Origin of the sequence: Planococcus donghaensis (assembly GCF_001687665.2) — a bacterium.
Taxonomy (GTDB): domain Bacteria; phylum Bacillota; class Bacilli; order Bacillales_A; family Planococcaceae; genus Planococcus; species Planococcus donghaensis.
On record NZ_CP016543.2, the window covers coordinates 2,117,034 to 2,143,027 of the forward strand.

Sequence of the window (25,994 nt, forward strand, 5' to 3'; positions counted from 1 at the left end):
CATCGCTTATTCCACACTTGAGTACTCAAAAGTTTCTTCTAGTATAATCGTCGAATCTCGGACAATTCGGTAAGATGCACTTTCACCTTCTGCAATTTGCAGCTCGATTTGGTGAGATTTATTTTCAGTAATTTTAAATTCTTCTACAGGCTCTACCATGGTATTGGTATTATCTTGTATATAAACTTGAATAGTTTGCTCAACCGGCTCTTCGCCTTCTTCAGCCGGTTCGGCTGGTTCATACGGAATAGTCACTGTATGGACGTAGGTTTTCATTGGTTGTGCGGCCACGCCAGAGGATAAAGTTACTTCTATTGTTCCTCCTGCCACTAGCTCTTCACCTGCCGCTGGTGTCTGGGACATTACTTTTCCAGCTTCGATATCACTAGATGCCTGCTCTGACACTATGCGAATATTAAAGCCAGAAGAACGAGCATAATCATTAAGGTTCTCCTCAGTAAATCCTGCTAAATCTTCTACTGTGCGCAAGTCTCTTCCTTTACTGACAATAAACTCAACTTCAGTTTCGCTAATGACGACTTCTGCTCCAGCTGCTGGGCGCTGGTTTAAAATCGTCCCGGCGGGTTCTTCGGAAAATTCTTCTGTTGATGTGGCTGGCCCAAAGTTTTTTGCTTCTAATTCGTTTGTTGCATCTTCAAGCATCATACCGACAAAATCATTCATTTCAACTTTTTCTTTTCCTTGGCTCACAAAGAGTTGTATCGCTGATTCGCGATCTCTCATTTTTCCTGCTTCTGGAATGGTTCGGATAATATGGTTGTCAGCTATTTCTTCAGAAAATTCTTTCGTTTCTTCTCCGACGATAAACCCATTAGCTTGCAACTCTTCTACCGCTTCTTTATGTTCCATTCCTGAAACATCTGGTACTGCAACTTGTCGTGGTTCAAACAAACCTGGAAATGCAATTGCTTGAATCAAACCCGCTATTAATAAAAACGACAACAAACCGATAATCCATGGCCATTTTTTTCTTTTCTTTTTTACGGGAGCTTGCGGTTCTGTGGCAGTTTCCTTTATTGGCAAGGGCATCGTTTTAGATTCTTCAACACTGGTATAAGCCGCTGGGTCTTTAATAGCTGGCATTGCACGTGTTTCATCTTGGTCGACAGGCACTATAAACTTTGGTTCATTTAGGCGTTCAGGTAATAATGCCGTACTAAGATCTTCTTCCATATCATCAGCCGACTGATAACGATGCTCTAAGTTTTTTGCAGTAGCTTTTAAAACGATATTTTCCAAACTTTGTGGCAGTGATGGAACTGAATCTCGCAAAGAGGGAGTTTCCGTCTGTAGATGCTTTAATGCAATTGAAACTGCCGATTCACCTGAAAAAGGCAACTTTCCTGTGATTAATTCATACATCACGATACCGAGCGAGTAAATATCGGATTTTTTATTGGCAGTCCCTCCCCGAGCTTGCTCAGGAGATAAATAATGAACAGTTCCCAATACAGAATTGGTTTGCGTATAAGATGTTGCGCTTAACGCCATTGCAATCCCGAAATCGGATATTTTCACATTGCCTTGATCGTCCATAAGAATATTTTGTGGTTTAATATCACGATGAACAATTTGATTGTGATGGGCGTGGGCTAAAGCCGAAGCTAACTGCTTCATAATTTCTACTGCTCGCTCAGGCGCGACCGGTGAGTGTTCAATTATGTAATCCTTTAGCGTCTTACCTGGTACATATTCCATCACCAAATAATGGATAGGACCGTCTTCACCTACATCAAAAATGTTAACGATATTCGGATGTGCCAAACTCGTAGTGGATAAGGCTTCTCTTTGGAAACGTCTACGCAACTCTTCTTCATTGGAAAAATCATACCGCAATATCTTTATCGCGATATCCCGATCCAAAATCATATCATGAGCTAAATAAACGTTAGACATTCCACCACCACCGATCAATTCCTTGATCTTATAGCGGCCGTTGATACTTTTCCCGATCAACATAGTTATACCTCCTTATCCATAGAGGACAGAAGAATTAATGAAATATTATCTTCTCCTCCAAGGTCGTTAGCCAGATTTACTAATTCCTGACCCTTTTGAGATAAAGGAGCCGCAGAGCGAACGATAGAGGCAATTTCTTCTTTCGGAATTTTATTGCTTAGTCCATCTGAACAAATCAACAAATACGAATCCTCTGCTAACAAAAAATCAATCATTTCTCTCTCAATCCGTGATTCGGTACCTAGCGCACGAACAATCCAATTTTTCTTTGGATGTGCTTCAGCCTCTTCTTGACTGATTTCTCCACTATCAACAAGCACATTGACATAAGAGTGATCACGGGTTAACTGCTTGATTGAATCACCTATAAGGTAAGCTCGGCTATCGCCAATATGGCATAAAACACCTTCGCCATCTTTAATCAATGCCGCAATTAACGTAGTTCCCATGCCTTTGCACTCCGGATTTGCCGAGGCGTGATCATACACTAAGCGATTAATCGTTTTAACGCGCTCAGAAAGCCATTGCCGCTTGCTGTCGAGCGTCAAAAATGCTTCGTCTTCATCCCCTAAAAAATATTGACTCAATTGATCTACTGTCATTTTACTTGCAACGTCTCCAGCTTTATGGCCACCCATTCCATCTGCAACGATCGCTAACATTAAACCATCTGGTCGTTTAAGAACTGCTACACTATCTTCATTTACTGCCCGAATTTTGCCTGTATCACTTTCGATCACATACTGAAACAAATCATGACACCCCGATCCTATTTAAGCTGTTGCCGTCTTTTGAATTTTTTTAAAAGCAGCGATGAAAAAGCCGTCACTTCCATAATCTTGCGGAAATACTTGTACAAATCCTGCATGTTTAATGCCCATTGATGCTGGCAATACTACTTGAATTTTTTCCATTTCAGGATGTTCTTTTAAAAAGCGTTCGGCCGTCCCTCTATTTTCAATAGCATCTACTGTACATGTACTGTACACGAGTAGGCCATCTTCTTTTAAAAGACGAGCTGCCTGATCTAGTAGTTCGATTTGAATCTCCTGCAAACGAGCGAAATCCTGCTCTTTTTTCGTGTATTTAATATCTGGTTTGCGTTTAATGACGCCTAAACCACTACAAGGAGCATCTACTAAAATGCGATCAAATTTCTCTTCACCAAAACGCTCTACACTTTGCTTGCCATCGCCAACAGTCGTTTCGATAACGGTGTGCCCTAGACGTTCTGCATTTTCATCTATCAGCTTTACTTTATGTTGGTGTAAATCCAATGCGTATAATGTTCCGCTATTATTCATTTTTTCAGCAATATGCGTAGTTTTTCCACCCGGTGCCGCACACATATCAAGAACTGTCATTCCTGGCTCTACTTGCAATGCATAAGCCGGAAGCATAGAACTTTCATCTTGAATCGTTATAAAGCCTTTTTCAAAAGTTGTTGTACGTGCAGGCTGCCCATTTGTAACCACTAAACATTCGGGAATTATTTTACTTGGTACCGCTTCTAAACCTTCAGACTCTAACATCTCAATTGCTTCTTCTACAGTCGCTCGAACGGTATTAACACGCACGGTTTGTAGTGGTGTTTTATTGTTCTCTAACGCCATTTCCCGTGTTTTCTCTAAACCAAATTGTTCTGCCCAACGTCGGATCATCCATTCGGGATGACTCGTCTCAATTGAAATTTTTTCGTATGGATCGCTAATGGTATTAAACGAACGAACACCATTACGCTGCACCGAGCGCAAAACACCATTAACAACAGAAGCCACGCCTCCGTGCCCACGACGCTTAGCAATTTCAACTGCTTCGTGGACTACTGCATGTGCTGGAATTCGGTCTAAGTAAACAATTTGGTATAGTGATAGCCTTAATAAAATTTTGACCCACGCCTCGATTTTCCCTTTTAAATAAGGTTCTAAATAATAGTCTAACGTCATTTGATGTTGCAACGTACCGTAGGTAATTTCCGTTAGCAAACCTCTGTTTTTAGCCGCAATTCCATAACTTTCAATAGTTTGGTGAAGTAATAGGTTGCTGTAAGCTTGTTTGTTTTCAACTGCCCAAAGTATCGAAAACGCTGCATCGCGAACATTGCCTTGTAGTTTTTTGTTTTTCATTCGAATAAATCTCCCACCTGGATTTTAGGTCCTCTTAAATAATCTTTTGCTGTCATGCGTTTTTTTCCAGCTGGTTGCAATTCGGTAATTGCTAAAACACCCTCGCCTGTTTGCACTAAAATAGCATCATCAGTTAGCTCGATCACTTCCCCTGCTTGCCCCTTAGCGCTAGAAGATGCTTTTTTCGTCCACCAAATTTTCACCGTGGCATCATTAAAACTTGTATACGCGACTGGCCACGGATGCAGCCCTCGAACTTGGTTATATATCGCTGCCGCTGATTTTGACCAGTCAATTCGTTCTTGCTCACGGGAAATATTGCGTGCATACGTCACCAATTGCTCATCTTGCGGAATGCGTTTATTGGTGCCTTCAATGATTGATGGCAATGTGGATTTCAATAAATCCCGACCGGCAATGCTCAATTTTTCGAACATACTACCAGTATGGTCTTGTTCTTCAATCGGTACGGTTACTTGTGAAATAATATCACCCGCATCTAAACGGTCTACCATATACATAATGGTGACACCCGTCTCATCTTGTCCATCAATAATCGATTGATGAATCGGTGCCCCCCCGCGATATGCCGGGAGTAAGGATGCATGGACATTGATGGCACCTAATTTCGGTGCTTCTAACAATTCACCCGGTAAAATTTGACCAAATGCTGCTGTTACAATCAAGTCCGCATCCATATCCAACACGTGTTGAAGTTCATCTTTGTTTTTCAACTTTTCTGGTTGATATATAGGTAATCCGAGACGCAATGCCTCTTCTTTTACTGGTGTTGCTGTCATCACTTTCTTCCGCCCCACAGGTCGGTCTGGCTGCGTTACGACTGAAATTACTTCATAACCTTCCTCGACTAACATACGCAAAATTGGTGCTGAAAAGGCAGGTGTGCCCATAAATATAATTTTGGTCAAGCCTGTTCCTCCTCTTCTTCTTCCTGCTGGCGAATCATTTCATCTAATTCTTCCTGCGTCACATATTTTGTGATTTTGCTTGTGAATAACACACCATCCAAGTGGTCCATCTCATGCAAAATTGCACGAGCTTCATAGCCTTCTGCTTCTAGCTCATACCATGAACCATCTCGTTCTTGTGCTTTAATCTTAATATGGTCGTAACGTTCGACTTCCCCAAAAATTCCAGGGAAACTTAAGCAACCTTCAATATCTGTTTCCGCGCCTTCAAATAGGACCAATTCTGGATTGATCATTTCAATGGGCTCTTGGCCTTCTTGGAAGTCAACGATAGCTACGCGTACCGCTTCTCCTACTTGAGGGGCAGCAATTCCGACACCGTCTGATTCCACCATTGTGTCGTGCATATCATCCAAAAGAATCGATAAGTTTTTATCAAAAACCGTTACAGGTTCACAATTTGTTTCTAGTACTTTGTTTGGGTGTTTTACAACCGCTCGAATTGCCATATTTATATCCTCTTTTCTTTTACATGACCGATGTAGGATTCATATCAATCGACAGCGTTGCTCCTTTTTTTAGCCATTCTGTACGATGAATTTTAATCAATTGCTGCATCGTGTCGATCAGTTTAGATTCTTTTTTGTATTTTATCAAACATTGATAGCGATATCTATTATTGACACGAGAGATTAACGACGCTGAAGGCCCAATTATCAAGGTATTTGGTGACAATTGACCTTTTAAATAACGCACGGTTTGATCTGCATATTCAGCCACTGTCATTAAGTCTTCATGTGTAAATTGGATGTTCACAACAAAATAATAAGGCGGGTAACCACTTGCTCTCCGCATGGCCATTTCTTGCTCGTAAAAAGGCTCGTATAATTGATCTTTCGCGAGCGTAATCGCATAATGCTCGGGTGTGTATGATTGAACAAACACGGTCCCTGGTAACACACCTCGACCTGCTCGACCACTAACTTGCGTTAGCAATTGATAGGTCTTTTCTGCTGCTCGAAAATCCGGTAAATGAAGTGTGGTATCCGCAGACAATACACCCACCAACGTGATATTTGGAAAATCCAACCCTTTTGCGATCATTTGCGTACCAAGCAATATATCTGCTTTGCCTTCACCAAACGCAGACAGGATTTTCTCATGTGCTCCTTTGGTACGTGTGGTGTCTACATCCATTCGCAAAACGCGCGCTTCTGGTACTACTTTTGCTAATTCTTCTTCAACTTTTTGAGTACCTGTTCCAAAAAAGCGAATATGCTCGCTTTCGCATTCTGGGCACTTTGTTGGAACCCGTTCGTCATAGCCACAATAATGACATTTCATCATCTCACTCGACCGGTGATAGGTGAGTGAAATATCGCAATTTGGACATTGCATAACTGTTCCACAATCTCGGCATAATACAAACGAGGAGTATCCTCGTTTGTTTAAAAACAACACCGTTTGTTGTTTTTTTTCTAACCGATCGCGAATTGCATCTGCTAATTGCACCGAAAACATTGACCGGTTGCCATTTCGCAATTCCTCACGCATATCGACAATATGAACAGCTGGCAACGGTTGATTTTTTGCGCGCTTTTCTAAAACTAATAACTCATAAACCCCTTTTTGTGCGCGGGCATACGATTCAAGTGAAGGTGTTGCACTTCCTAAAATAACCGGACAGTTGTGATATTCACTCCGCCATATGGCCATATCGCGGGCATGATAACGAGGAGAATCATCTTGCTTATAACTTGATTCATGTTCTTCATCAAGAATGATAAGCCCTAAATTTTGGAAAGGCGCAAAAATAGCGGAGCGTGCTCCTACAACCACTTTTACTTCAGCTCGTTGAATTTTACGCCATTCGTCGTATTTTTCACCTGCCGATAAGCCACTGTGTAAAACAGCAACTTGATCGCCAAATCGTTCTTTAAAACGAATTGTCATTTGTGGCGTTAAAGAAATTTCGGGCACTAACATAATCGCCTCTTTGCCTTGTTTTAGCACTTGATCGATTGTTTGCAAGTAAATTTCTGTTTTACCACTCCCTGTAATGCCATGCAGCAGGAAGGTTTTTGATGTATTTAATGCCGATTCAATCTGATCAAAAGCAGTTTGTTGCGCGCCTGTTAGCTGTAAAGATTCTTTATGTTCAATAGTTGATAGTAATTTCGGATCTCGGTAAGACTCCATATTCGATATTTGAGCTGCGCCTTTATCAACTAAGCTATAAATTGTAGGCAATGAAACCCCTGCCAATTTTTGAAGTTGAGACGATTCAATTGATTGTCCTGTGTTTTTTAAAAAATACTCCATTAATTTTAATTGTTGTTTGGCGTTTGCACGAATTTCTATTGCTTCAAGTACTTCGCTCGTTTCAGCAATGTGAATCATTCTTACCTTTTTGACAGCTGTTTGTTGCTGAATATCCGTATCGGCAACAATTGTCCCTTTATCCATCTCTTTTTTTAATAAGGCATAGACATCAACTGCATCTTGGAGCCGGATAAACGAACGATTTTCAAAATACGGACGTAAAGGCGGAGCAATTTCTTCAAGTGTTGCATTTAATACGAAACGCTTTTCATATTTCGCACGTAAAGCGGCAGGCACCATCACTTGTAAGGCATCAATTTCAAAACAAACTGTTTGTTTTTTCATCCACTGTGCCATCTGCAATAATTCTTCATTTAACACCGGTGTAACATCCATCAATTCATGGACTGGTTTTAACCGTTTTGGGTCAAAGTCAGAAGACTCTTTCATTTTCGTGATAAATCCAAGCACTTTGCGATTGCCAAACGGCACTTTCACACGCATTCCCGGCTCTGCCAAAACTTCCACTCTTTTTGGAATGGCGTAATCAAATGGCCGATCTATTGGATGTGCAGCAACGTCCACAATAACTTCAGCTATCATAGGACTCTTCCTTGTCTGTAATCATTTCGAACAGTTGACGCGCCAATTGTTGTTTCGGCATCATATCAAATGCTTGCTCAAAATCATTTTTGCCAAATACCGTCACGCGGTTAGTATCTGATTCAAACCCTGCTTGCGCTTCGCTGACATCATTGGCGATTATATAATCGGCATTTTTGCGTGATAATTTTTCTTTTGCGTACTTAGTTACATTGTTGGTTTCAGCTGCAAAACCAATCAATACTTGATTTTTTTTCTGTTGACCCAATTGTTTAAGAATATCAACAGTCCGCTCTAATTCGATGGTCGAACTGCCTTCTTGTTTTTTTACTTTTTGCTCAGCAATTGCTTTTGGTCGATAATCTGCCACTGCGGCTGTTTTCACAACATAATTTGCCGTATCAAAATGCGCTTCGACCGCTTTTAACATGTCTTCTGCACTTTCTACTTGAATACGAGTGACCCCGCTCGGTACGGGCAATGACACAGGACCGCTAATTAAAATCGTTTCAGCGCCCATTTCAGCAGCCGCACCCGCCATTGCATACCCCATTTTCCCGCTTGAAAAATTAGTTAAAAACCGAACCGGATCAATTCGTTCACGTGTTGGTCCTGCTGTTACGACTACTTTTTTACCGCTTAGTTTATGTTCACGTGTAAAATAGTCTTTAACAAGTTCTGTGATTTTTTCCGGTTCTTCTAAACGTCCTTTTCCTACATATCCACAGGCTAGAAACCCTTCAGATGGTTCGATAAAGCGGATGCCATCTTCATGAAGCTGTTGGAGGTTACGTTTGACTGCAGGGTGGTCATACATATGAACATTCATCGCTGGTGCAATCCAAATCGGCGCAGTTGCAGCAAGCAGCGTTGTTGTCACCATATCATCCCCAATGCCATTTGCTAACTTTCCAATCACATTGGCTGTTCCTGGAGCAACAATAATCAGGTCTGCCCAATCCGCAAGGTCAATATGCGCAATGACAGAAGAATCCTTTTCATCAAATGTATCCGTATAAACATCGTTTCTAGACATCACTTGAAACGTTAGCGGTTGCACAAATTCCTGCGCTGACTCCGTCATGATTACCTTAACGGTTGCACCGGCTTGCGACAGTTTACTTACGAGTGCAACAGCTTTATAGACAGCAATTCCCCCACTGACACACAGTAGAATTTTACGATTCTCCAACAACTCAAACACCCTTTCTAAACAACAAACTCCCAAAGAACAAATTTGCTCTGGGAGTCGTCTGTTGCGATTAATGGTTAAATTTCATCTTCGTAAATTGCAAATTCATCTTGTTTTTCTGGAACTAATACGCCAGCTGCTACTTCTTCAAGTGCTTTACCAACCGACTTAACAGAAGTGTATGAACCTAATTTCTCATCACCATGTTCATGTAATTGACGGGCACGTTTTGAGGCAAGTGCCACCAACGAGTATTTTGAATCGATTTGGCTTTTTAGTTTATCAACGGATGGGTATAACATTAGACATTCTCCTTTAGCATATCAAAATATCGTTTTTCAACACGTTCACGTTTGCAATGTTCTGCAATAATGATGGCATTGATTCGGTCACAGGCATTTTCAACTTCATCATTTTCTACAACATAATCGTATAAGTTCATCATTTCTAACTCTTGGCGAGCGGCTCGCAACCGGGATGCAATAACATCATCCGATTCAGTTCCACGACCAACTAGTCGTTCTTCTAATTCCGATAAGCTTGGCGGCGCTAAGAAAATAAATAAGCCGTCTGGAACTTTCGAGCGCACTTGTGCTGCTCCTTGTACTTCAATTTCTAGAAACACATCACGACCGGCGTCGCGCATTTTGTTAACATACTCGAGTGGAGTACCGTAATAATTCCCCACAAATTCTGCGTATTCAAGCAATTGATCTTGGTCGATCAATGCCTCGAACTCGCTACGTGTTTTAAAGAAATAGTCGACTTCATCGACTTCCCCTTCTCGTGGCGAGCGAGTCGTCATCGAGATAGAGTATTCATAATTTGTATTCGGCTGTGAGAACAGCTCTTTTCGTACCGTGCCTTTGCCAACACCCGAAGGCCCTGATAGGACGATCAGCAGTCCACGTTGGTTTCTCATTTTATCCCTCATTTGCCTTGTCGTCATTTTCTTCTAACCGCAAAAGCAGAACCTTTGCGAACTTTCAAGATTAGCTTACACACCATATAAAATTTAGTATAACTCCTATAATTCGGCTGACCCATTATAGTGCAGTTATTAATAAGAAAAATATGACTTTCTCTGCTAAACTTTAAATCGTCATTTGTCGCTAACCATTATTCCTCGTTTTCTAACTAACTGTCTTATTATATCATATTACACGGAGAAAATGATAAGATGGAACAAAACGATTTGAAAGAGGGATATTTAATGGCATTTGATGGATTATTCACAAAATCGATGACAGGCGAATTGCAACAGCTGGTCACCGGTAGGATTTCAAAAGTTCATCAGCCCAACCAGCTTGAACTCTTGTTACACATTCGCGCGCAAGGAAAAAACCATAAATTATTAATCTCCATACATCCATCGTACTCACGCATTCATTTGACAGCTACAGCCAACGTCAACCCTTCTGAGCCACCGATGTTTTGTATGTTACTGCGTAAGCATATTGAAGGCGGCGTCATAACAGAGATTTCCCAGTATGGAATGGACCGTCTTATTATGCTGAAAATCAAAGCCAAAAACGAAATTGGGGATGATATTGAACGTGAATTGCACGTGGAAATGATGGGGCGACATTCGAACGTTATTTTAATCGATGCAGAACGAACAATGATTCTCGACAGCTTGAAGCATTTGCCACCGAGCGTCAATTCCTACCGAACAATTTTGCCGGGACAACCTTACATTTTTCCACCAGCTCAAGAGAAAAAAGATCCATACGCTTCTATAGAAGATTTAACTCAAACAGAAGCTAGCGAAATCGTTAGTCAATTTTCTGGCTTTTCACCATTAAATGCACGTGAACTGGCGCATCGTTTAGAAACTTCGGAAAATAAATTAGAAACAACAAAATCTTTCTTGGCTGACTTTTCAAATGCAGAACCTACAGGATACTATGTAGAGCAAGGAGGAAAAAGTTTCTTTTCCGCTTCTTCGCTAACGCATATTGCTGAAAGCGGTTTGGAATTTCCTACGCTCGGGGAATTGCTTGACAGAATGTATTATGCCAAAGCTGAACGAGATCGGGTCAAACAACAAGCCGGTGATTTAGAAAGATGGCTACAAAACGAAATTTCCAAACTGAAACTCAAGTTGAAGAAATTGAAAAAAGAGCAAGACCAAGCAGAAAAGCGTGATGTTCTTCAATTACATGGTGAATTGATCATGGCAAACCTTCACCGTATTACAAAAGGCATGAAGGAAATTGAAGTAGATAATTATTACAATGACGAAAAAGTGACGATTGCATTGGATCCGCGAAAAACGCCGATTGACAATTCGCAGCGCTATTATTCGCGTTACCAAAAAGCTAAAATTGCTGTAGTAAAAACGCAAGAACAAATTAATAAAACTGTCGAAGATATTGATTACTTTGAAACCTTAATGTCTCAAGTTCAACAAGCCGGAATTTCCGACATTGAGGAAATTCGTGAAGAATTAGCTGAACAAGGCTTTATGAAAGCACAGAAATCGAAGAAAAAGAAAAAACCTACGAAACCAACTGTAGAGTCTTATGTTTCATCTAACGGGACACCGATTTCAGTCGGAAAAAACAATAAACAAAATGATTATGTAACATTTAAAGTAGCAGCGAAATCTGATACATGGCTGCATACGAAAGATATTCCTGGATCTCATGTTATCATTCACGACAACGATCCAGACGAGGACACGATTTTAGAGGCCGCAACAATTGCTGCCTATTTCAGTAAGGCGCGTGAGTCGTCTTCTGTTCCTGTTGATTATACTGAAGCTAGACAAGTGAAAAAGCCAAATGGCTCTAAGCCGGGGTTTGTTATTTATTTCGAACAAAAAACCGTGTTTGTAACGCCTGATGAAGAATTGGTTATTAAGTTAAAAAAATAAAATGGTGCCGAAAAGCTTACTGCTTTTCGGCTTTTCTTTTGTCGGAATAAGTAAAAGTATGATTTATACAATCGCTTCGGACATGACTCTCACCTAACTCGTAGACGCGCCGACGCTTTGTGCTTTGTAATACTTAACTTTAGTCTTAATAGGATAAAATATTTTAGTTTACATAATTAAAATATTGTTAATTACATTTTTTGTGATAAATAAAGGTCAAAGCATTGCCCTAGTTTAGCGTAAATGCTATGTTCTTAAAGGATTTAATTTTAAGGAGGATTTATAAATGAAAAATAGCTTTACCAAGAAGAAAACACTCGTAACTACTGGTGCGATTTCAGCATTGTTATTAGCAGGGTGCAGTAGTGAAGAAAGCAATAAGGAAGAAACAAAAACCGCATGGGATGAAATACAAGAAGAAGGTTCGTTAACAGTTGCTACTTCTGGAACGCTTTTAGCTACTTCTTTCCGAGACGCAGAATCTGATGAATTAACAGGGTTTGAAGTTGAAGTGGTTCGTGAACTAGGCGAACGTTTAAATCTTGATATTGAGTTTAAAGAGCTTGGTTTTGATGAAATGCTGACAAGTGTCAACACGGGACAAATTGATCTTGCCGCAAACGATATTGAAATTACGGAAGATCGTGCTGAAGAGTTTATTTTTTCAACACCGATCAAATACTCATACGGTACAGCCGTTGTTCGAAAAGATGATTTATCGGGCATTTCTAGTTTAGAAGATTTACCGGGTAAAAAAGCCGCTGGTGCATCTACTTCAATCTACATGGAAATTGCACGTGAATATGGTGCAGAAGAAGTTACGTATGATAATGCTTCGAACGAAGTGTATTTGCGTGATGTGTCGATTGGACGGACAGATGTTATTTTAAATGATTTTTACTTGTCGACGTTTGGTGTTGCCGCATTTCCAGATTTGAATATTACAATTCATCCAGATATTAAATATGCCCCGTCAGAAGTAGGACTTGTGATGAACAAAGACAATAAAGAACTTGCTGAAAATGTAAACACCACCTTAGAGGAAATGCTTGAAGACGGCACGATCACTGAAATCTCGGAAGAGTTTTTTGGTGGCGCAGATGTTTCTGTGAAACCGGATATAGAAGAAAACTAAGCAGGAGGTTGTCCCATGAACGACATTGAATGGGGATTATTGTTTGACCCGGCCTTAGCGATAGAATCTTTACCCTATGTGCTTGAAGGAATCGGCTATACGTTGCTGATTTCAGTAGTCAGTATGATTGTAGGGGTTATCATTGGATTTTTCCTATCGCTTGCTAGAACGTCCCAATTAAAAATTTTACAATTTCCTGCGCGCCTGTATATTTCTTTTATGAGAGGTGTGCCAATTCTTGTTATTTTGTTTTTACTTTATTTTGCACTGCCCGTTGTCGGCATTGAATTTACAGCTGTACAAGCAGCATTGATCGGCTTCTCGATCAATAGCGCAGCTTATATAGCGGAAGTTTTCCGTTCTTCCTTGGCATCAGTTGATAAAGGACAATGGGAATCTTCGAAAGCACTTGGCTTAACGTATTGGCAATCGATGCGACGCATTATTTTGCCGCAGTCAATTCGAATTGCACTACCTCCTTTATCAAACGTCTATTTGGATTTAATCAAAGCTTCTTCGTTAGCAGCTATGATTACTGTTCCAGAAATTTTCCAAAAGGCGCGGATTGTTGGAGCACGCGAATACGATTTGTTGACGATGTTAATTTTAGTAGCTCTAATTTACTGGGCGATTTGTTCGATTATGACGATTTTGCAAAATTACCTTGAAAAAAAATACGCTGATTATATTTAAAAGCATCCGGAGAGCTTCTCCGGATGCTTTTTGAATTTCATTATTGCTACACTCTTAAATCCTTATTGCCACGTTGATAAAATCCGTCCATTTCATCTTTTGGTACTAGTGCGCCTCCAGTTGCCCAAACAATATGTGTAGCTGTATTCATTGGAATATTATTTAGTTGTGCATAATCACTTGCTTGAATTTTTAAAGGTCCGAGAAGTCCTGCAGTAGCGGAAGGTTCTACGAATATGCCTTCGCTTGAAGCTAATAGTGTTAATAACGAAAACAACTGTTGATCTTCAACGGTATAAATCCCGCTCACGGTTTTTTCACTTATACCTGAAGCAAAACTAGAGGGCCGACCAACTGCTAAGCCGTCACCTTCTGTCACATTATCGATACCGAAATCCTGTACACAAACTTTGTTTTTTTCCCCGGTCATCAAACCAATTAAAACAGCTGGCGAATGTGTAGGTTCCACAAAAAAGCAATGAACGGCATCACCAAAAACTTGCTTGAGTCCGAACGCAATGCCCCCTGGTGCTCCACCTACTCCACAAGGTAAGTATACAAATAGTGGATGCTCAGCATCAACTGTTACACCAACATCATTCAATTGTTGCTTGAGTCGAAAAGCAGCCACACTATAACCTAAAAACAAATGTTTGGATTTTTCATCATCGACAAAATAGGCATTCGGTTTTGCTAGTGTTTCGTTTCGTCCAGCTAAAATGGCTTCACTAAAATCGCCTTCAAATTCAACGACTGTAGCCCCTTTTTCACGCAGTAACTCTTTTTTCCACTGTTTTGCGTCTGCAGACATGTAAACAGAAACTTGGAATCCAAGTTTTGCGCTAATGATGCCAATGCTGAGTCCAAGATTCCCTGTAGAACCTACTCCAATCGAATATTGACCAAAAAATTGTTTGAATTTTTCAGATGAAAACTGCTCGTACGATTGGTCGGTTGAGATGATGTCGGCATCAATCGCCAGTTTTTCTGCATGATGCAAAACTTCATAAACACCACCACGTGCTTTAATAGACCCTGCGATTGGCAATTCATTGTCGCATTTTAAAAACAGCGATCCTTCAATGGTATTTGTAAATCGCTCGTTTAATTGCGTTTTCATGTTTGAGATTTCACGCAAAGGGGATTCTACTAGCCCATCTGCCTCTGCCGCGTCGGGAAATTCAGCTGCTAAAAATGGTGCAAACCGTTGCCACAGCTGTTCTGCTTTTTCCATATCTGCTAAAGACACCGGCAAATCGTTCAGGTCTTCCACTTTTTTAAGCTTCGGGTTTAGCCAAACTACTGGTTGTAAGTTCATGATTGGTTGCAACAAAGGATAAGTTGAAATCCACTTTCTTATTTGTTGTCGCTCTATGCTCATACAAATCCCCTTCCGTTCGAATCATTTGTTAATTTCATCATACAGAAGGAGTCAAACAATTTCACCCCCTATATTTTGTCAGTTAATTGATTGAAAGTCGACTGACACCTTTATTAATCCCTAGTAAAACCAATCCAGCTAATAAAAGTACCCACCACTGAATTTGAATAACTGGGCCAATGCCATCAAAGAATAGTCCAACTCCTACGACAAAAGCAAATCCGACCATGCCGAACAACCCTGACAATACATATACTTTCCATTCGTTGACTTTGGGTTTAAAAACAGAAAAACGAATGACACGGAAAATAACAAAAATGCCAAGGATTCCGACCAATATTAATGACAATAAAATTAGAAAGACACTTCCCAAAGCAAATTCATTATCGACAGGCGTGAAAATTGAAATCATGCCATTTATAATCCCGTAAGAAAGTGCAAACCAACCTGCTAAACCAAGAATACCAGTAGAAAAAAGCACTAGAATATTTCGCTTGTTTTCTGCAGGCATATTGGCAATTAGTTCATCTGCGTAAGCCTCGAAAGAATTACCAAAAAGATCTTGAGCCTCTTTTCCATTTTCTTGCGCTTCAATTAAGTGATCAAGCAAGTCCATTAATAATTCTTCTGCAGCCTGCTCACCGACTCGCAAATCTGTTCGAACATACTGCAATACATCTGTGTAAATTTTTTCGTTTTCTACATTTAATAATTCTCTTTTTCGGTTATTTTCTTCAATTAACTCCGTTGCTTTTCTCATCTTTTTCACTCCTTTTTAATAATTGACTTACAGGGTGAGCAATTTGCAACCATTCAGAAGAAATTTGTTCAAGTTCCTTTTTTCCTTCATTGGTTAAAAAATAATATTTACGATTTGGACCAGATGCAGAAGGTTTCATCTCCCCTTTTATAAAGCCGTTTTTTTGAAGCCTCAACAATACAGGGTAAATTGTGCCATCACTAATATCAGGCAACCCGATTTTTTGAAGTTTCTGCGATAGTTCATAGCCGTAAACAGGTTGTTCATCAATTACGGCCATTACACATGCATCCAAAACCCCTTTCAACAACTGACTTCTAAGAGCCATTCCGTTTCCTCCTCAAGGTACTAGGCATTACAAGATAGCTATTCAAAAAAACAACTACCTTGTATTACCAACTAGTTGTTATCATTATATTCAGTCATTTTTATGCTGTCAACGATTTTTATTTTAAAACTAAAAAAACCGACCATAGGCCGGTTCTATAACGTTCCTGCTTTTAATTTTTCGTGCCAGTCTGCAAGCATAGGCATATCCGCTTCATTTATTGCCTTTGTGTTTAATGCTTGTTCAACAAGCGCTGGAAAATCCGTTAATGTATGGAATGTGTAGCCCGCCCCTGTGATGGCTTCGATTGATTGTGGTAAGTCGTACGTGAAAATCGCAACGATTCCAAGCACATCAAATCCTGCTGCTTCTAAAGCTTGTGCCGCTTGCAACACAGATCCACCTTTAGAGATTAAGTCTTCAACGACGACTACTTTCTTACCGTTTTCGATCTTTCCTTCAATCATATTCGTTTGGCCATGTTCTTTTGCTTTCGAACGCACATAAACCATTGGCAACTCCAACAAGTCGCTAACCCATGCAGCATGCGGAATTCCTGCTGTTGCTGTTCCTGCTACTACTTCACAATCAGGATAATATTCGTTAATGGTTTCAGCTAACCCTTTAGCTATGTCTTTTCTCACCGTCGGGTAAGACATTGTTAACCGATTGTCGCAATAAATCGGGGACTTGACGCCGGATGCCCATGTAAATGGTTGTTGCGGACGCAATTCAACTGCACCGATTGATAATAAATGGTTCGCTATTTCGTGTTTCAAAATTTCCCACTCCATTCTTCTCTAATCTGTGCGTAGCTATCTGCTGGATTTTCAGCTTTAGTAATCGCTCGTCCTACTACAATATGAGTTGAACCTTTTGCTCGTGCCTGTGCTGGCGTTGCGACGCGTTTTTGATCATCCACCGAAACTGTAGCCGGACGGATGCCTGGTGTAACACGTAGAAAGTTTTGTCCGCAAGCTTCGCCAATCGCCTCTGCCTCTAGTACTGAACAGACAACCCCATCTAACCCTGCTTGCATCGCTCGCTTTGCGTAATGTAAAACAGACTCTTCTAAGCTAACATAAACCAATTGATCTTCGTGCATCTGACTTTCACTTGTCGAAGTTAATTGGGTCACTGCAATCAATTTCGTCTCACTACCTGCCAACCCACGTTTTGCGGCTTTCATCATTTCAAGTCCACCAGCTGCATGAACATTGACTAAATCTACTCCCAAATTGGCCAAACCTTTCATTGCAGACTCTACTGTATTGGGAATGTCGTGCAGTTTTAAATCCAAGAAAATGCTATGACCTTGCGATTTTATAAAACGAACCAATTCAGGTCCCTCTTGAAAATAAAGCTCCATGCCGACTTTGACAAAAAGGGGTTCGGAAAACTGTGCTAGAAATGCTTCTACTTGTTGCTTGGATGCAAAATCTAAAGCGATAATGGGTTTATTCATAGACGGTGGCTCCTTCCGACAAGCTGTTCTACTGAGTCAAATCCTAGTTCGTGCAAGCGTTCAGGTAGCTGACCGATAATTTCTGGACAAACAAATGGGTTAACGAAATTTGCTGTTCCAACAGCGACAGCACTTGCACCAGCTGACAAAAAGTCAATAACATCATCTACATTTGTCACACCACCCATTCCAATGATTGGCAATTTCGTGTGTTGGCTGACTTCATAAACCATTCGCAGTGCTACTGGCTTAATAGCAGGTCCTGACAATCCACCTGTTATATTAGCAATAATTGGCCGACCTGTTTTTGTGTCCATGCGCATGCCGAGTAATGTATTGATCATCGTGATGCCATCAGCTCCACCTTCTTCAACAGCTTTTGCGATAGAGACAATATTCGTCACGTTTGGCGACAACTTGATATAAACCGGTACAGCAGACACTTCTTTTACGGCACGTGTCAATTCACGCGCTACATCCGGGTCGGTGCCAAATGTAATGCCACCTTGTTTAACGTTTGGGCACGAAATATTAATTTCAAGTGCGTGAACGTTCGGAGATTGTGAAATCATTTTTGCGACTTCCACATAATCCTCTGTTGTTGTACCGGCTACGTTTGCGATAATCGGCACATCGTATTGTTCTAACCAAGGCAACTCTTGCTCGGTTACTTTTTCAAGTCCTGGATTTTGTAAGCCGATGGCATTCAACATTCCGGAGGCAGTTTCTGCCACGCGTGGTGTTGGATTGCCGAAACGTGTTTCGACAGTTGTGGCTTTAATCATAATGGCACCAAGCTGCGATAAATCATATAGTTGCGCATACTCTTTCCCAAAACCAAAACAGCCAGATGCAGGCATGATTGGGTTTTTCAAGTTGAGTCCTGGAAGTTTTACTGTCAAATCGCTCATGAGATCACCACTCCTGCTGGAAATACTGGACCATCTGAACACACTTTGATGTAATCCGTTTCACTTTTTGTGGTCCGGCATACACAAGCAAAACATGCACCGATGCCGCAGCCCATTCGTTGCTCATACGATAAGAATCCTTTTTTCTGTGGATACGCCCATTGCACCGCTTCAAGCATTGGGGTTGGGCCACAGCTATAATACGTATCGAAATCTGTTGGCAGTTCATTTAAAATGTGAGTGACAAATCCTTGCGTACCATGAGATCCATCAACGGTGGCAATATGCGTTTCGCCAAGCTCACGGAATTTCTCTTCATAGAAAACTGCTTGTTTACTTTCAAACCCTAGTATATGAACAGTTTGGATGCCCCGCGCATTTAATTGTTTCGCCAGTTCATATAAAGGCGGTACCCCGATCCCACCACCAATTAAATAGGCTTTTTTCTCGGCTGCTTCTATAGGAAAACCATGCCCGAGTGGACCTAGCACATCGATTGTGTCACCAAGTTTTTTTTCTGCTAATAGTCCAGTTCCGCGTCCCTCAGCCCGGTAAATCATCGTGAATTGCGAAGCTTCCAGGTCAATGGATGCCACGGATATTGGGCGACGCAACAATGGTTCAAAACTGTCAGCAACTCGTATGTGAACAAATTGTCCAGGCTCTGCCATTTCATTGGCAAGAGCTCCTTGGACAGTTAGTTCAAAAATATGATGGGCAATTTGTTGCTGCTTCACGACTTGCATACGCTCTTGTTTGATCATATACTTGCCCCCATTGCTTCAGCTGAAAAGGTCATGGATTCGATGACGCGAAGCATCGCTTCTGCTGTATCAAGTGAAGTTAAGCAAGGAATGCCGTTTTCAACCGATTCACGACGAATGCGGAATCCGTCACGTTGTGGCTGTTTGCCCTTTGTTAAGGTGTTGATGACAATTTGCGTATCGCCATTTTGAATAACATCTAGTAAAGTTTTGCCTTCTGAACCAATTTTACCGATTGGTGCTACTACTATGCCAGCTTCCTCAAATGCTTTGGCAGTTCCACCTGTAGCCATGATTTGATAACCGATCGCTTTAAAACGTTTTGCTAAACCAACCGCTTCTTCTTTGTCTTTATCTGCGACGGTTAGTAGCACTGTGCCATGATCTTTTACTTCCATGCCAGCTGCCGCTAACCCTTTATAAAGAGCTTTTTCGAGTGTTGTATCTTTGCCCATTACTTCTCCAGTTGATTTCATTTCTGGTCCAAGCGTAATGTCTACACGGCGTAACTTCGCAAAAGAGAAGACCGGTACTTTTACAAAGACCCCTTTTGAAATCGGCGCAAGACCTGGTGTAAAGCCTTGGTCGACTATGCTTTGACCAAGAATTGCTTTGGTGGCGATGTTCGCCATTGGAATCGATGTGATTTTACTCATAAATGGCACTGTCCGGCTTGAGCGCGGATTTACTTCAATAACGAATACTTCACCTTTTGATATCACGTACTGGATATTTAGCAAGCCGACAATGTTTAATCCTTTTGCAAGTCGCGTTGTATAGTCTACTAAGGTTTCTAGTAACTCGTTCGAGATGTTTTGTGTTGGGTAAACCGCAATCGAGTCGCCCGAATGGACGCCTGCGCGTTCAATATGCTCCATAATACCTGGGATTAAGACGTTTTCTCCGTCTGAAATCGCATCCACTTCGATTTCAATCCCCGTTAAGTAGCGATCAACTAAGACTGGATGTTCTGGACTCGCTTCTACTGCGTGTTCCATATAATGTTTTAAATCTTCTTCGTTATAAACAATTTCCATTGCCCGCCCACCGAGTACATATGAAGGACGAACTAATACCGGATAGCCGATATCTCCTGCGATAATAATGGCTTCTTCTGTATTTACCGCTGTTTTCCCCAGTGGCTGTGGAATGCCGATTTCGTGCAGTGCTGCTTCGAATTTATTACGGTTTTCTGCACGATCTGTATCTTCTAATGATGTGCCGAGAATCTTCACGCCGTTTTGTTCGAGTTTTTCGGCTAAGTTGATTGCTGTTTGGCCACCAAATTGAACGACAACTCCTTTTGGCTGCTCTAGGTCTACGATGTGCATTACGTCTTCGATCGTCAGTGGCTCAAAATACAATTTGTCCGAGATAGAAAAGTCGGTTGAAACCGTTTCTGGATTGTTGTTGACAATAATGGCTTCATAACCTGCTTCTTTAATGGCCCATACTGAATGAACTGTGGCATAGTCAAACTCGACACCTTGCCCGATGCGAATTGGACCTGAACCAAGAACAATAACGGATTCTTTATCGGTCTTTACTGATTCGTTTTCATCTTCATACGTTCCGTAAAAATACGGTGTTTCGGATTCAAACTCGGCTGCACATGTATCCACCATTTTGTATACCGGCATTAATTTTTGTTCTTTGCGCCAGTTGTATACTTGTTGTTCGGTCGTGTTCCAAAGTTTAGCGATCGTCCGATCTGCAAAGCCTAAACGTTTTGCACGTTTTGCTACGTCGTAGTCAAACGCGGCATTTTTCAAATCTTTTTCGTATTTTACAATGTTTTCGAATTTCTTTAAGAAGAATAAATCGATTTGGCTCCATTCATTAATGGTTTCGATAGTGACACCGCGGCGAAGTGCTTCGCCGATAAAGAACAAGCGCTCATCTCCCGCTCGGCAAATGCGTTTTTGAATCCATTCATCACTCATGCTATCCGCATTTTTTAACTCTAAGTGAAATTGGCCGGTTTCAAGTGAACGAACCGCTTTTAGGATCGATTCTTCAAATGTACGTCCCATTGCCATCACTTCGCCTGTTGCTTTCATTTGCGTTCCTAAATTACGTTTTGCAGCTTCGAATTTATCAAATGGCCAGCGGGGAATTTTCGTTACCACATAGTCTAATGCTGGCTCGAAAGCAGCATAAGTACGCCCAGTTACTGGATTCATCATTTCATCTAACGTTAAACCGACTGCAATTTTCGCCGCTAATTTCGCAATAGGATAACCTGTCGCTTTGGATGCTAATGCTGATGATCGACTAACCCGCGGATTTACTTCAATGATGTAATAGTTAAAACTAAACGGATCTAATGCTAACTGAACGTTACAGCCGCCTTCAATTTTCAAGGCGCGAATAATTTTCAGCGAAACATTTCGCAGCATTTGGTATTCACGGTCTGATAAGGTTTGGCTTGGTGCTACAACGATAGAATCTCCTGTATGAATGCCGACCGGATCAATGTTTTCCATGTTACAAACAACGATTGCTGTATCGTTTTTATCGCGCATTACTTCGTATTCAACTTCTTTAAAACCTGCAATTGATTTTTCCAACAAACATTGTGTCACCGGGCTATATTTCAAACCACTTGCGACAATTTCTTTTAGCTGTTCGTAATTTTCACAAATGCCTCCGCCCGTTCCCCCCAGTGTAAAGGCTGGTCGAACGATAACTGGGTAACCCACACGGTCTACAAAGTTTTCAGCTTCTGTCATATTGTGAATAATGTCCGAATCCGGTACCGGTTCGCCAAGTTCGTTCATTAAAGTTCTAAACAAATCACGGTCTTCTGCTTTATGAATCGCTTCGAGCTTCGTGCCTAAAATTTCGATATTCAATTCGTCTAAAATGCCCGATTCGTCCAATTCAATCGCCATGTTCAACCCAGTTTGACCACCTAAAGTTGGGAGAAGCGCATCCGGACGCTCTTTGCGTAAGATGCGGCTAACAAATTCGAGTGTAATCGGTTCGATATACACTTTATCTGCGACTTCTGTGTCCGTCATAATGGTTGCAGGATTTGAGTTGATCAAGATTACGCGATAACCTTCTTCTTTTAATGCAAGACATGCTTGTGTTCCTGCATAGTCAAACTCTGCTGCTTGTCCGATTACGATTGGTCCTGATCCGATTACGAGTATACTTTGAATATCTTGTCTTTTAGGCATGTTGTTGCTCCTTTCGAGTTGCGTTCATTACATCAATAAAGCGATCAAATAAATAGTTTGAGTCTTCAGGTCCTGGTGAGGATTCTGGGTGGTATTGAACTGTAAATGCCGGATAGTCCAAGTGAGCCAGACCTTCGTTTGTGCCATCATTTAATGCGCTATGCGTTACTTTTAAGCGAGTTCCTTGTAACGTGTCTTCATCTACTGCGTAGCCATGATTTTGTGACGTGATTTCGATTTTACCTGTGACTAAGTCGCGCACTGGATGATTACCGCCGCGATGTCCAAATTTCAACTTGAACGTGTCTGCACCACAAGCCCTTGCAAACAATTGGTGTCCAAGGCATATTCCAAATATTGGAACTTGCCCGAGCAATTCGCGTACCACTTCTACACATTCCTCTACATCTTTTGGATCTCCTGGTCCATTTGAGAGCATGACACCATCTGGGCCCCAAGCCATTATTTCTCTTGAAGAAGTGTTATAAGGTACAACAATTACATCACAATCTCGATTGTTAAGTTCGCGCAAAATACCGTGTTTCATGCCGTAGTCGATTAAGACGACGCGCTTGCCACGCCCTGGACTTGGGTAAGGACGCCCTGTTGAAACTTGCGCCACTTGATCGCTTGGTAATACAGTTTCTTGAAGCATCTTCACAACTTGATCTATTTGAACTTCTTCCCCTGCTGCAGTTAACACACCTTTAATGGCCCCTTTTGAGCGTATTAAGCGTGTTAATTTGCGTGTATCGATCCCAGAAATACCTGGAATGCCTTTAATTTTAAACAACTCATCAAGAGTTGAATTGTTTCTGAAATTGGATGGGAATTCAGCAATTTCACGAACGACCATGCCTTTTACTGCCGGTTCAATCGATTCAAAATCGTCGCTATTAATGCCGTAGTTGCCGATTAATGGATAAGTCATTGTAACAATTTGTCCGCAATAAGAAGGATCTGATAAAATTTCTTGATAACCGGTCATACTGGTATTAAACACGATTTCTCCTACTGAAGCATCGTCACCTCCGAATGCTGTTCCTTCAAATACCGTACCGTCTTCTAAGATTAAATAACGTTTCATCAATTTGTCTCCTCCTGCCATACAATTTCACCACCAAAGATGGTCATTACTGGCCACCCTGTACAATTCCAACCACCAAATGGTGTATTTTTTCCTTTGGATAAAAATTCTTCTACTTGAATCGGCTGTTGTTTTTCAAGGTCCAACATTACGAGATCTGCTGTTTGCCCAATTTCCAATGTACCGTATGGCATATTGAAGGTTTGGCTAGGTTTAATGGTTAACCAGTCGATCAATTGTTGTAACGACCATGTGCCGGTTTTGACAAACTTGCTATACAGCAGTGGAAACGCCGTTTCAAAACCGACAATCCCGAACATCGAGCCGTTCATGCCATTTGTTTTTTCAGCTTCAGTATGTGGTGCATGGTCTGTTGCGATAAAGTCTAGCGTGCCATCTAGCAACCCTTCGTGTAACGCTTCCCAGTCTGCTTTCGCACGAAGCGGCGGGTTCATTTTGTAGTTTGCATCGTCTGATGGAATATCATCTTCTGTTAACAACAAATGATGCGGTGTGACTTCTGCTGTTACGCGAACGCCTGCACGTTTTGCATCCCGAATGACGCGAACCGATTCTTTCGTGCTGACGTGGCATACATGGTAATGTGCGCCTGCTGCTTCAGCAAGTAAAATGTCGCGTGCGATATGCACCGATTCTGCAATTGCAGGTATGCCTTTTAACCCTAATTCTTTGCTCCGCTTGCCTTCGTGCATGACACCGTCATATATCAAGCTATTGTCTTCACAATGCGCCACAACTGCCATATCAATTTTCGCTGCGTCTTGCATTGTTTCGTACATCATGCCTGCTTCTTGAATGCCGACCCCGTCATCAGTGAAAGCAAAAGCACCATTTTCTTTTAGTTCTTGTAAATTTGTGCGTTCTTTTCCTGCTTCTCTTATGGTGATGGAAGCATACGGCAAAACTCGGATAAGCGCATTTTTTTCGATCAAGCCGTTAACTAGCTGCAGATTTTCTTTCGTATCAGGTACTGGGCGTGTATTTGGCATTGCACATATTGTGGTGTAGCCGCCTTTTGCTGCAGACTTTGTCCCGCTTTCGATCGTTTCTTTCTGTTCTCCGCCTGGTTCACGCAAATGAACATGGACATCAACAAATCCTGGTGCAATCATCCGGCCTTTGCCGTCAATTTGGGGTTCATTGTTTACTTGTAACTCTTGACCGATTTCTTCAATTTTGCCTTCTTTGATACGAATATTGGTAGGTGTTAGTTCTCCATTTTGCAGCATGTTTACGTTTTTAATGAATAAATTCAACTCAATCTCTCCCTTTCAATGCGTATTCAAGTACTGCCATCCGGACGAAAACTCCGTTTGCCATTTGTTTAAAAATTCGTGACCGCTCACACTCTACAAGACAATCTGCTATTTCCACCCCCCTGTTGATTGGAGCTGGGTGCATAATAATGGCACCGTCTTTCATTCGCTTTTCTCGCTCTACAGTCAATCCGTATTGCTCATGATAGTTTTCTTTTGAAAAAAGCGCTGATACTGCATGGCGTTCGTGTTGTACTCGGAGCATCATGACCACATCCGTTGTTTCAATAAAATCATCCAAGTGTTCTGAAGATTCATAGTCACCGCTCCATTCTTCTGGACAAATAAAGCTTACGTGAGCTCCTAATTGTTTAAGCGCTGCTGCATTTGATTTTGCCACACGGCTATGAGCGATATCTCCAACGATGGTGACATGCACGCCTTTGATTCGACCGAACTCTTGGTAGATGGTCATTAAGTCTAAAAGAGATTGCGTTGGATGCTGTCCCGAGCCATCTCCACCGTTAATGATTGCCACATTGCAACCTTCTAGTTGTTGGTAATACGCTTCTTCTTCGTGGCGGATAATGACAGCTCCTACCCCAATCGCTTCCATCGTTTTAACAGTATCGTAAAGCGTTTCACCTTTTAATATGCTAGAAAAGGCTGTTTCGAATGGCAGGACAGCGAGCCCCATATGATGCTCCGCCATTTCAAAACTCATTTTCGTTCTGGTGCTTGGTTCAAAAAACAAGTTGACGACTGTGCCATCAATTGGCGCTCTTTCGCCTCGCTGAAATTCTCCAGCGCGCTCAAGTAAACTCATAATCGTGTCATTTTCTAAGTTGTTCATTGATAGTAAGTTTGGCAAAATCCACTCATCCTCTCATTCTTCAGACAAAAAAACACCTTCCCAGGGGCAGGAAGGTGTGAGGAAAAAAGGGTAGAGTTTACCCATTCTTCGATCCTTTCCATGCC

Annotated in this window: 23 protein-coding genes; 3 read left to right on the forward strand and 20 right to left on the reverse strand. The window is 41.4% G+C overall.

Features of this window, described 5'->3' with window-relative positions; all coding sequences use genetic code 11:
• Positions 1 to 6: 6 nt before the first annotated feature.
• The 9 genes from pknB to gmk form a co-directional block, all read right to left on the reverse strand.
• The gene (gene pknB, locus BCM40_RS10650; protein WP_065525947.1) at positions 7 to 1,980 is read right to left on the reverse strand and encodes a Stk1 family PASTA domain-containing Ser/Thr kinase; all 1,974 of its coding nucleotides are present in this window, start codon (positions 1,978 to 1,980) and stop codon (positions 7 to 9) included.
• A 2-nt stretch (positions 1,981 to 1,982) separates the two neighbouring features.
• Complete coding sequence (locus BCM40_RS10655; protein WP_065525946.1) at positions 1,983 to 2,732, reverse strand: Stp1/IreP family PP2C-type Ser/Thr phosphatase; 750 nt, start codon at positions 2,730 to 2,732, stop codon at positions 1,983 to 1,985.
• A 21-nt stretch (positions 2,733 to 2,753) separates the two neighbouring features.
• Positions 2,754 to 4,106, reverse strand: coding sequence for a 16S rRNA (cytosine(967)-C(5))-methyltransferase RsmB (rsmB, locus tag BCM40_RS10660; RefSeq protein WP_065525945.1), 1,353 nt, complete (start codon positions 4,104 to 4,106; stop codon positions 2,754 to 2,756).
• A complete protein-coding gene (gene fmt / locus BCM40_RS10665; protein ID WP_065525944.1) occupies positions 4,103 to 5,035 on the reverse strand; it encodes a methionyl-tRNA formyltransferase in 933 nt (310 codons plus the stop codon). Before fmt ends, rsmB begins: the two co-directional genes overlap by 4 nt.
• Positions 5,032 to 5,544, reverse strand: a complete 513-nt coding sequence (def, locus tag BCM40_RS10670) for a peptide deformylase (RefSeq protein WP_065525943.1) — start codon at positions 5,542 to 5,544, stop codon at positions 5,032 to 5,034. Before def ends, fmt begins: the two co-directional genes overlap by 4 nt.
• A 19-nt stretch (positions 5,545 to 5,563) precedes the next feature.
• Entirely contained in the window at positions 5,564 to 7,960 is a 2,397-nt protein-coding gene (priA, locus tag BCM40_RS10675; RefSeq protein ID WP_065525942.1) for a primosomal protein N', read from the reverse strand.
• Positions 7,950 to 9,155, reverse strand: a complete 1,206-nt coding sequence (coaBC, locus tag BCM40_RS10680) for a bifunctional phosphopantothenoylcysteine decarboxylase/phosphopantothenate--cysteine ligase CoaBC (RefSeq protein ID WP_065525941.1) — start codon at positions 9,153 to 9,155, stop codon at positions 7,950 to 7,952. The genes priA and coaBC overlap by 11 nt, the downstream gene beginning before the upstream one ends.
• Positions 9,156 to 9,229: 74 nt before the next feature.
• Positions 9,230 to 9,454 carry a DNA-directed RNA polymerase subunit omega gene (gene rpoZ / locus BCM40_RS10685; RefSeq protein ID WP_065525940.1) on the reverse strand — a complete coding sequence of 75 codons (225 nt, stop codon included), beginning with the start codon at positions 9,452 to 9,454 and terminating at the stop codon, positions 9,230 to 9,232.
• A complete protein-coding gene (gmk, locus tag BCM40_RS10690; RefSeq protein WP_065525939.1) occupies positions 9,454 to 10,074 on the reverse strand; it encodes a guanylate kinase in 621 nt (206 codons plus the stop codon). Before gmk ends, rpoZ begins: the two co-directional genes overlap by 1 nt.
• 291 nt (positions 10,075 to 10,365) lie before the next feature.
• Between gmk and BCM40_RS10695 the strand changes: the two genes are divergently transcribed.
• The 3 genes from BCM40_RS10695 to BCM40_RS10705 all read left to right on the forward strand — a co-directional run bounded on the left by BCM40_RS10695 (position 10,366) and on the right by BCM40_RS10705 (position 13,858).
• Positions 10,366 to 12,030: an Rqc2 family fibronectin-binding protein gene (locus BCM40_RS10695; RefSeq protein ID WP_065527686.1), complete on the forward strand. Its 1,665-nt coding sequence runs from the start codon at positions 10,366 to 10,368 to the stop codon at positions 12,028 to 12,030.
• A 286-nt stretch (positions 12,031 to 12,316) separates the two neighbouring features.
• Positions 12,317 to 13,165, forward strand: coding sequence for a transporter substrate-binding domain-containing protein (locus tag BCM40_RS10700; RefSeq protein ID WP_065525938.1), 849 nt, complete (start codon positions 12,317 to 12,319; stop codon positions 13,163 to 13,165).
• A 15-nt stretch (positions 13,166 to 13,180) separates the two neighbouring features.
• Positions 13,181 to 13,858: an amino acid ABC transporter permease gene (locus BCM40_RS10705; protein ID WP_065525937.1), complete on the forward strand. Its 678-nt coding sequence runs from the start codon at positions 13,181 to 13,183 to the stop codon at positions 13,856 to 13,858.
• Between the two features lie 46 nt (positions 13,859 to 13,904).
• Here the strand turns inward: BCM40_RS10705 and BCM40_RS10710 are convergent, their stop codons facing one another.
• The 11 genes from BCM40_RS10710 to BCM40_RS10760 all read right to left on the reverse strand — a co-directional run bounded on the left by BCM40_RS10710 (position 13,905) and on the right by BCM40_RS10760 (position 25,887).
• Positions 13,905 to 15,239: a D-serine ammonia-lyase gene (locus BCM40_RS10710; protein ID WP_065525936.1), complete on the reverse strand. Its 1,335-nt coding sequence runs from the start codon at positions 15,237 to 15,239 to the stop codon at positions 13,905 to 13,907.
• Between the two features lie 82 nt (positions 15,240 to 15,321).
• Positions 15,322 to 15,999 (reverse strand): DUF1129 family protein, encoded by a 678-nt coding sequence (locus tag BCM40_RS10715; RefSeq protein ID WP_065525935.1) that lies wholly within the window; start codon positions 15,997 to 15,999, stop codon positions 15,322 to 15,324.
• Entirely contained in the window at positions 15,974 to 16,327 is a 354-nt protein-coding gene (locus BCM40_RS10720) for a PadR family transcriptional regulator (RefSeq protein ID WP_065525934.1), read from the reverse strand. The genes BCM40_RS10715 and BCM40_RS10720 overlap by 26 nt, the downstream gene beginning before the upstream one ends.
• A gap of 155 nt (positions 16,328 to 16,482) precedes the next feature.
• Entirely contained in the window at positions 16,483 to 17,106 is a 624-nt protein-coding gene (gene pyrE, locus BCM40_RS10725) for an orotate phosphoribosyltransferase (RefSeq protein ID WP_197681392.1), read from the reverse strand.
• Positions 17,103 to 17,792, reverse strand: a complete 690-nt coding sequence (pyrF, locus tag BCM40_RS10730; RefSeq protein ID WP_065525932.1) for an orotidine-5'-phosphate decarboxylase — start codon at positions 17,790 to 17,792, stop codon at positions 17,103 to 17,105. The genes pyrE and pyrF overlap by 4 nt, the downstream gene beginning before the upstream one ends.
• Complete coding sequence (locus BCM40_RS10735) at positions 17,789 to 18,703, reverse strand: dihydroorotate dehydrogenase (RefSeq protein WP_065525931.1); 915 nt, start codon at positions 18,701 to 18,703, stop codon at positions 17,789 to 17,791. The genes pyrF and BCM40_RS10735 overlap by 4 nt, the downstream gene beginning before the upstream one ends.
• A complete protein-coding gene (locus BCM40_RS10740; RefSeq protein ID WP_065525930.1) occupies positions 18,700 to 19,467 on the reverse strand; it encodes a dihydroorotate dehydrogenase electron transfer subunit in 768 nt (255 codons plus the stop codon). Before BCM40_RS10740 ends, BCM40_RS10735 begins: the two co-directional genes overlap by 4 nt.
• Positions 19,464 to 22,652 carry a carbamoyl-phosphate synthase large subunit gene (carB, locus tag BCM40_RS10745; protein ID WP_065525929.1) on the reverse strand — a complete coding sequence of 1,063 codons (3,189 nt, stop codon included), beginning with the start codon at positions 22,650 to 22,652 and terminating at the stop codon, positions 19,464 to 19,466. Before carB ends, BCM40_RS10740 begins: the two co-directional genes overlap by 4 nt.
• Positions 22,645 to 23,742, reverse strand: coding sequence for a carbamoyl phosphate synthase small subunit (locus BCM40_RS10750; RefSeq protein WP_065525928.1), 1,098 nt, complete (start codon positions 23,740 to 23,742; stop codon positions 22,645 to 22,647). Before BCM40_RS10750 ends, carB begins: the two co-directional genes overlap by 8 nt.
• Positions 23,739 to 25,016: a dihydroorotase gene (locus BCM40_RS10755; protein ID WP_083394514.1), complete on the reverse strand. Its 1,278-nt coding sequence runs from the start codon at positions 25,014 to 25,016 to the stop codon at positions 23,739 to 23,741. The genes BCM40_RS10750 and BCM40_RS10755 overlap by 4 nt, the downstream gene beginning before the upstream one ends.
• Before the next feature lies 1 nt (position 25,017).
• The gene (locus tag BCM40_RS10760; protein ID WP_065525927.1) at positions 25,018 to 25,887 is read right to left on the reverse strand and encodes an aspartate carbamoyltransferase catalytic subunit; all 870 of its coding nucleotides are present in this window, start codon (positions 25,885 to 25,887) and stop codon (positions 25,018 to 25,020) included.
• Between the last annotated feature and the right edge of the window lie 107 nt (positions 25,888 to 25,994).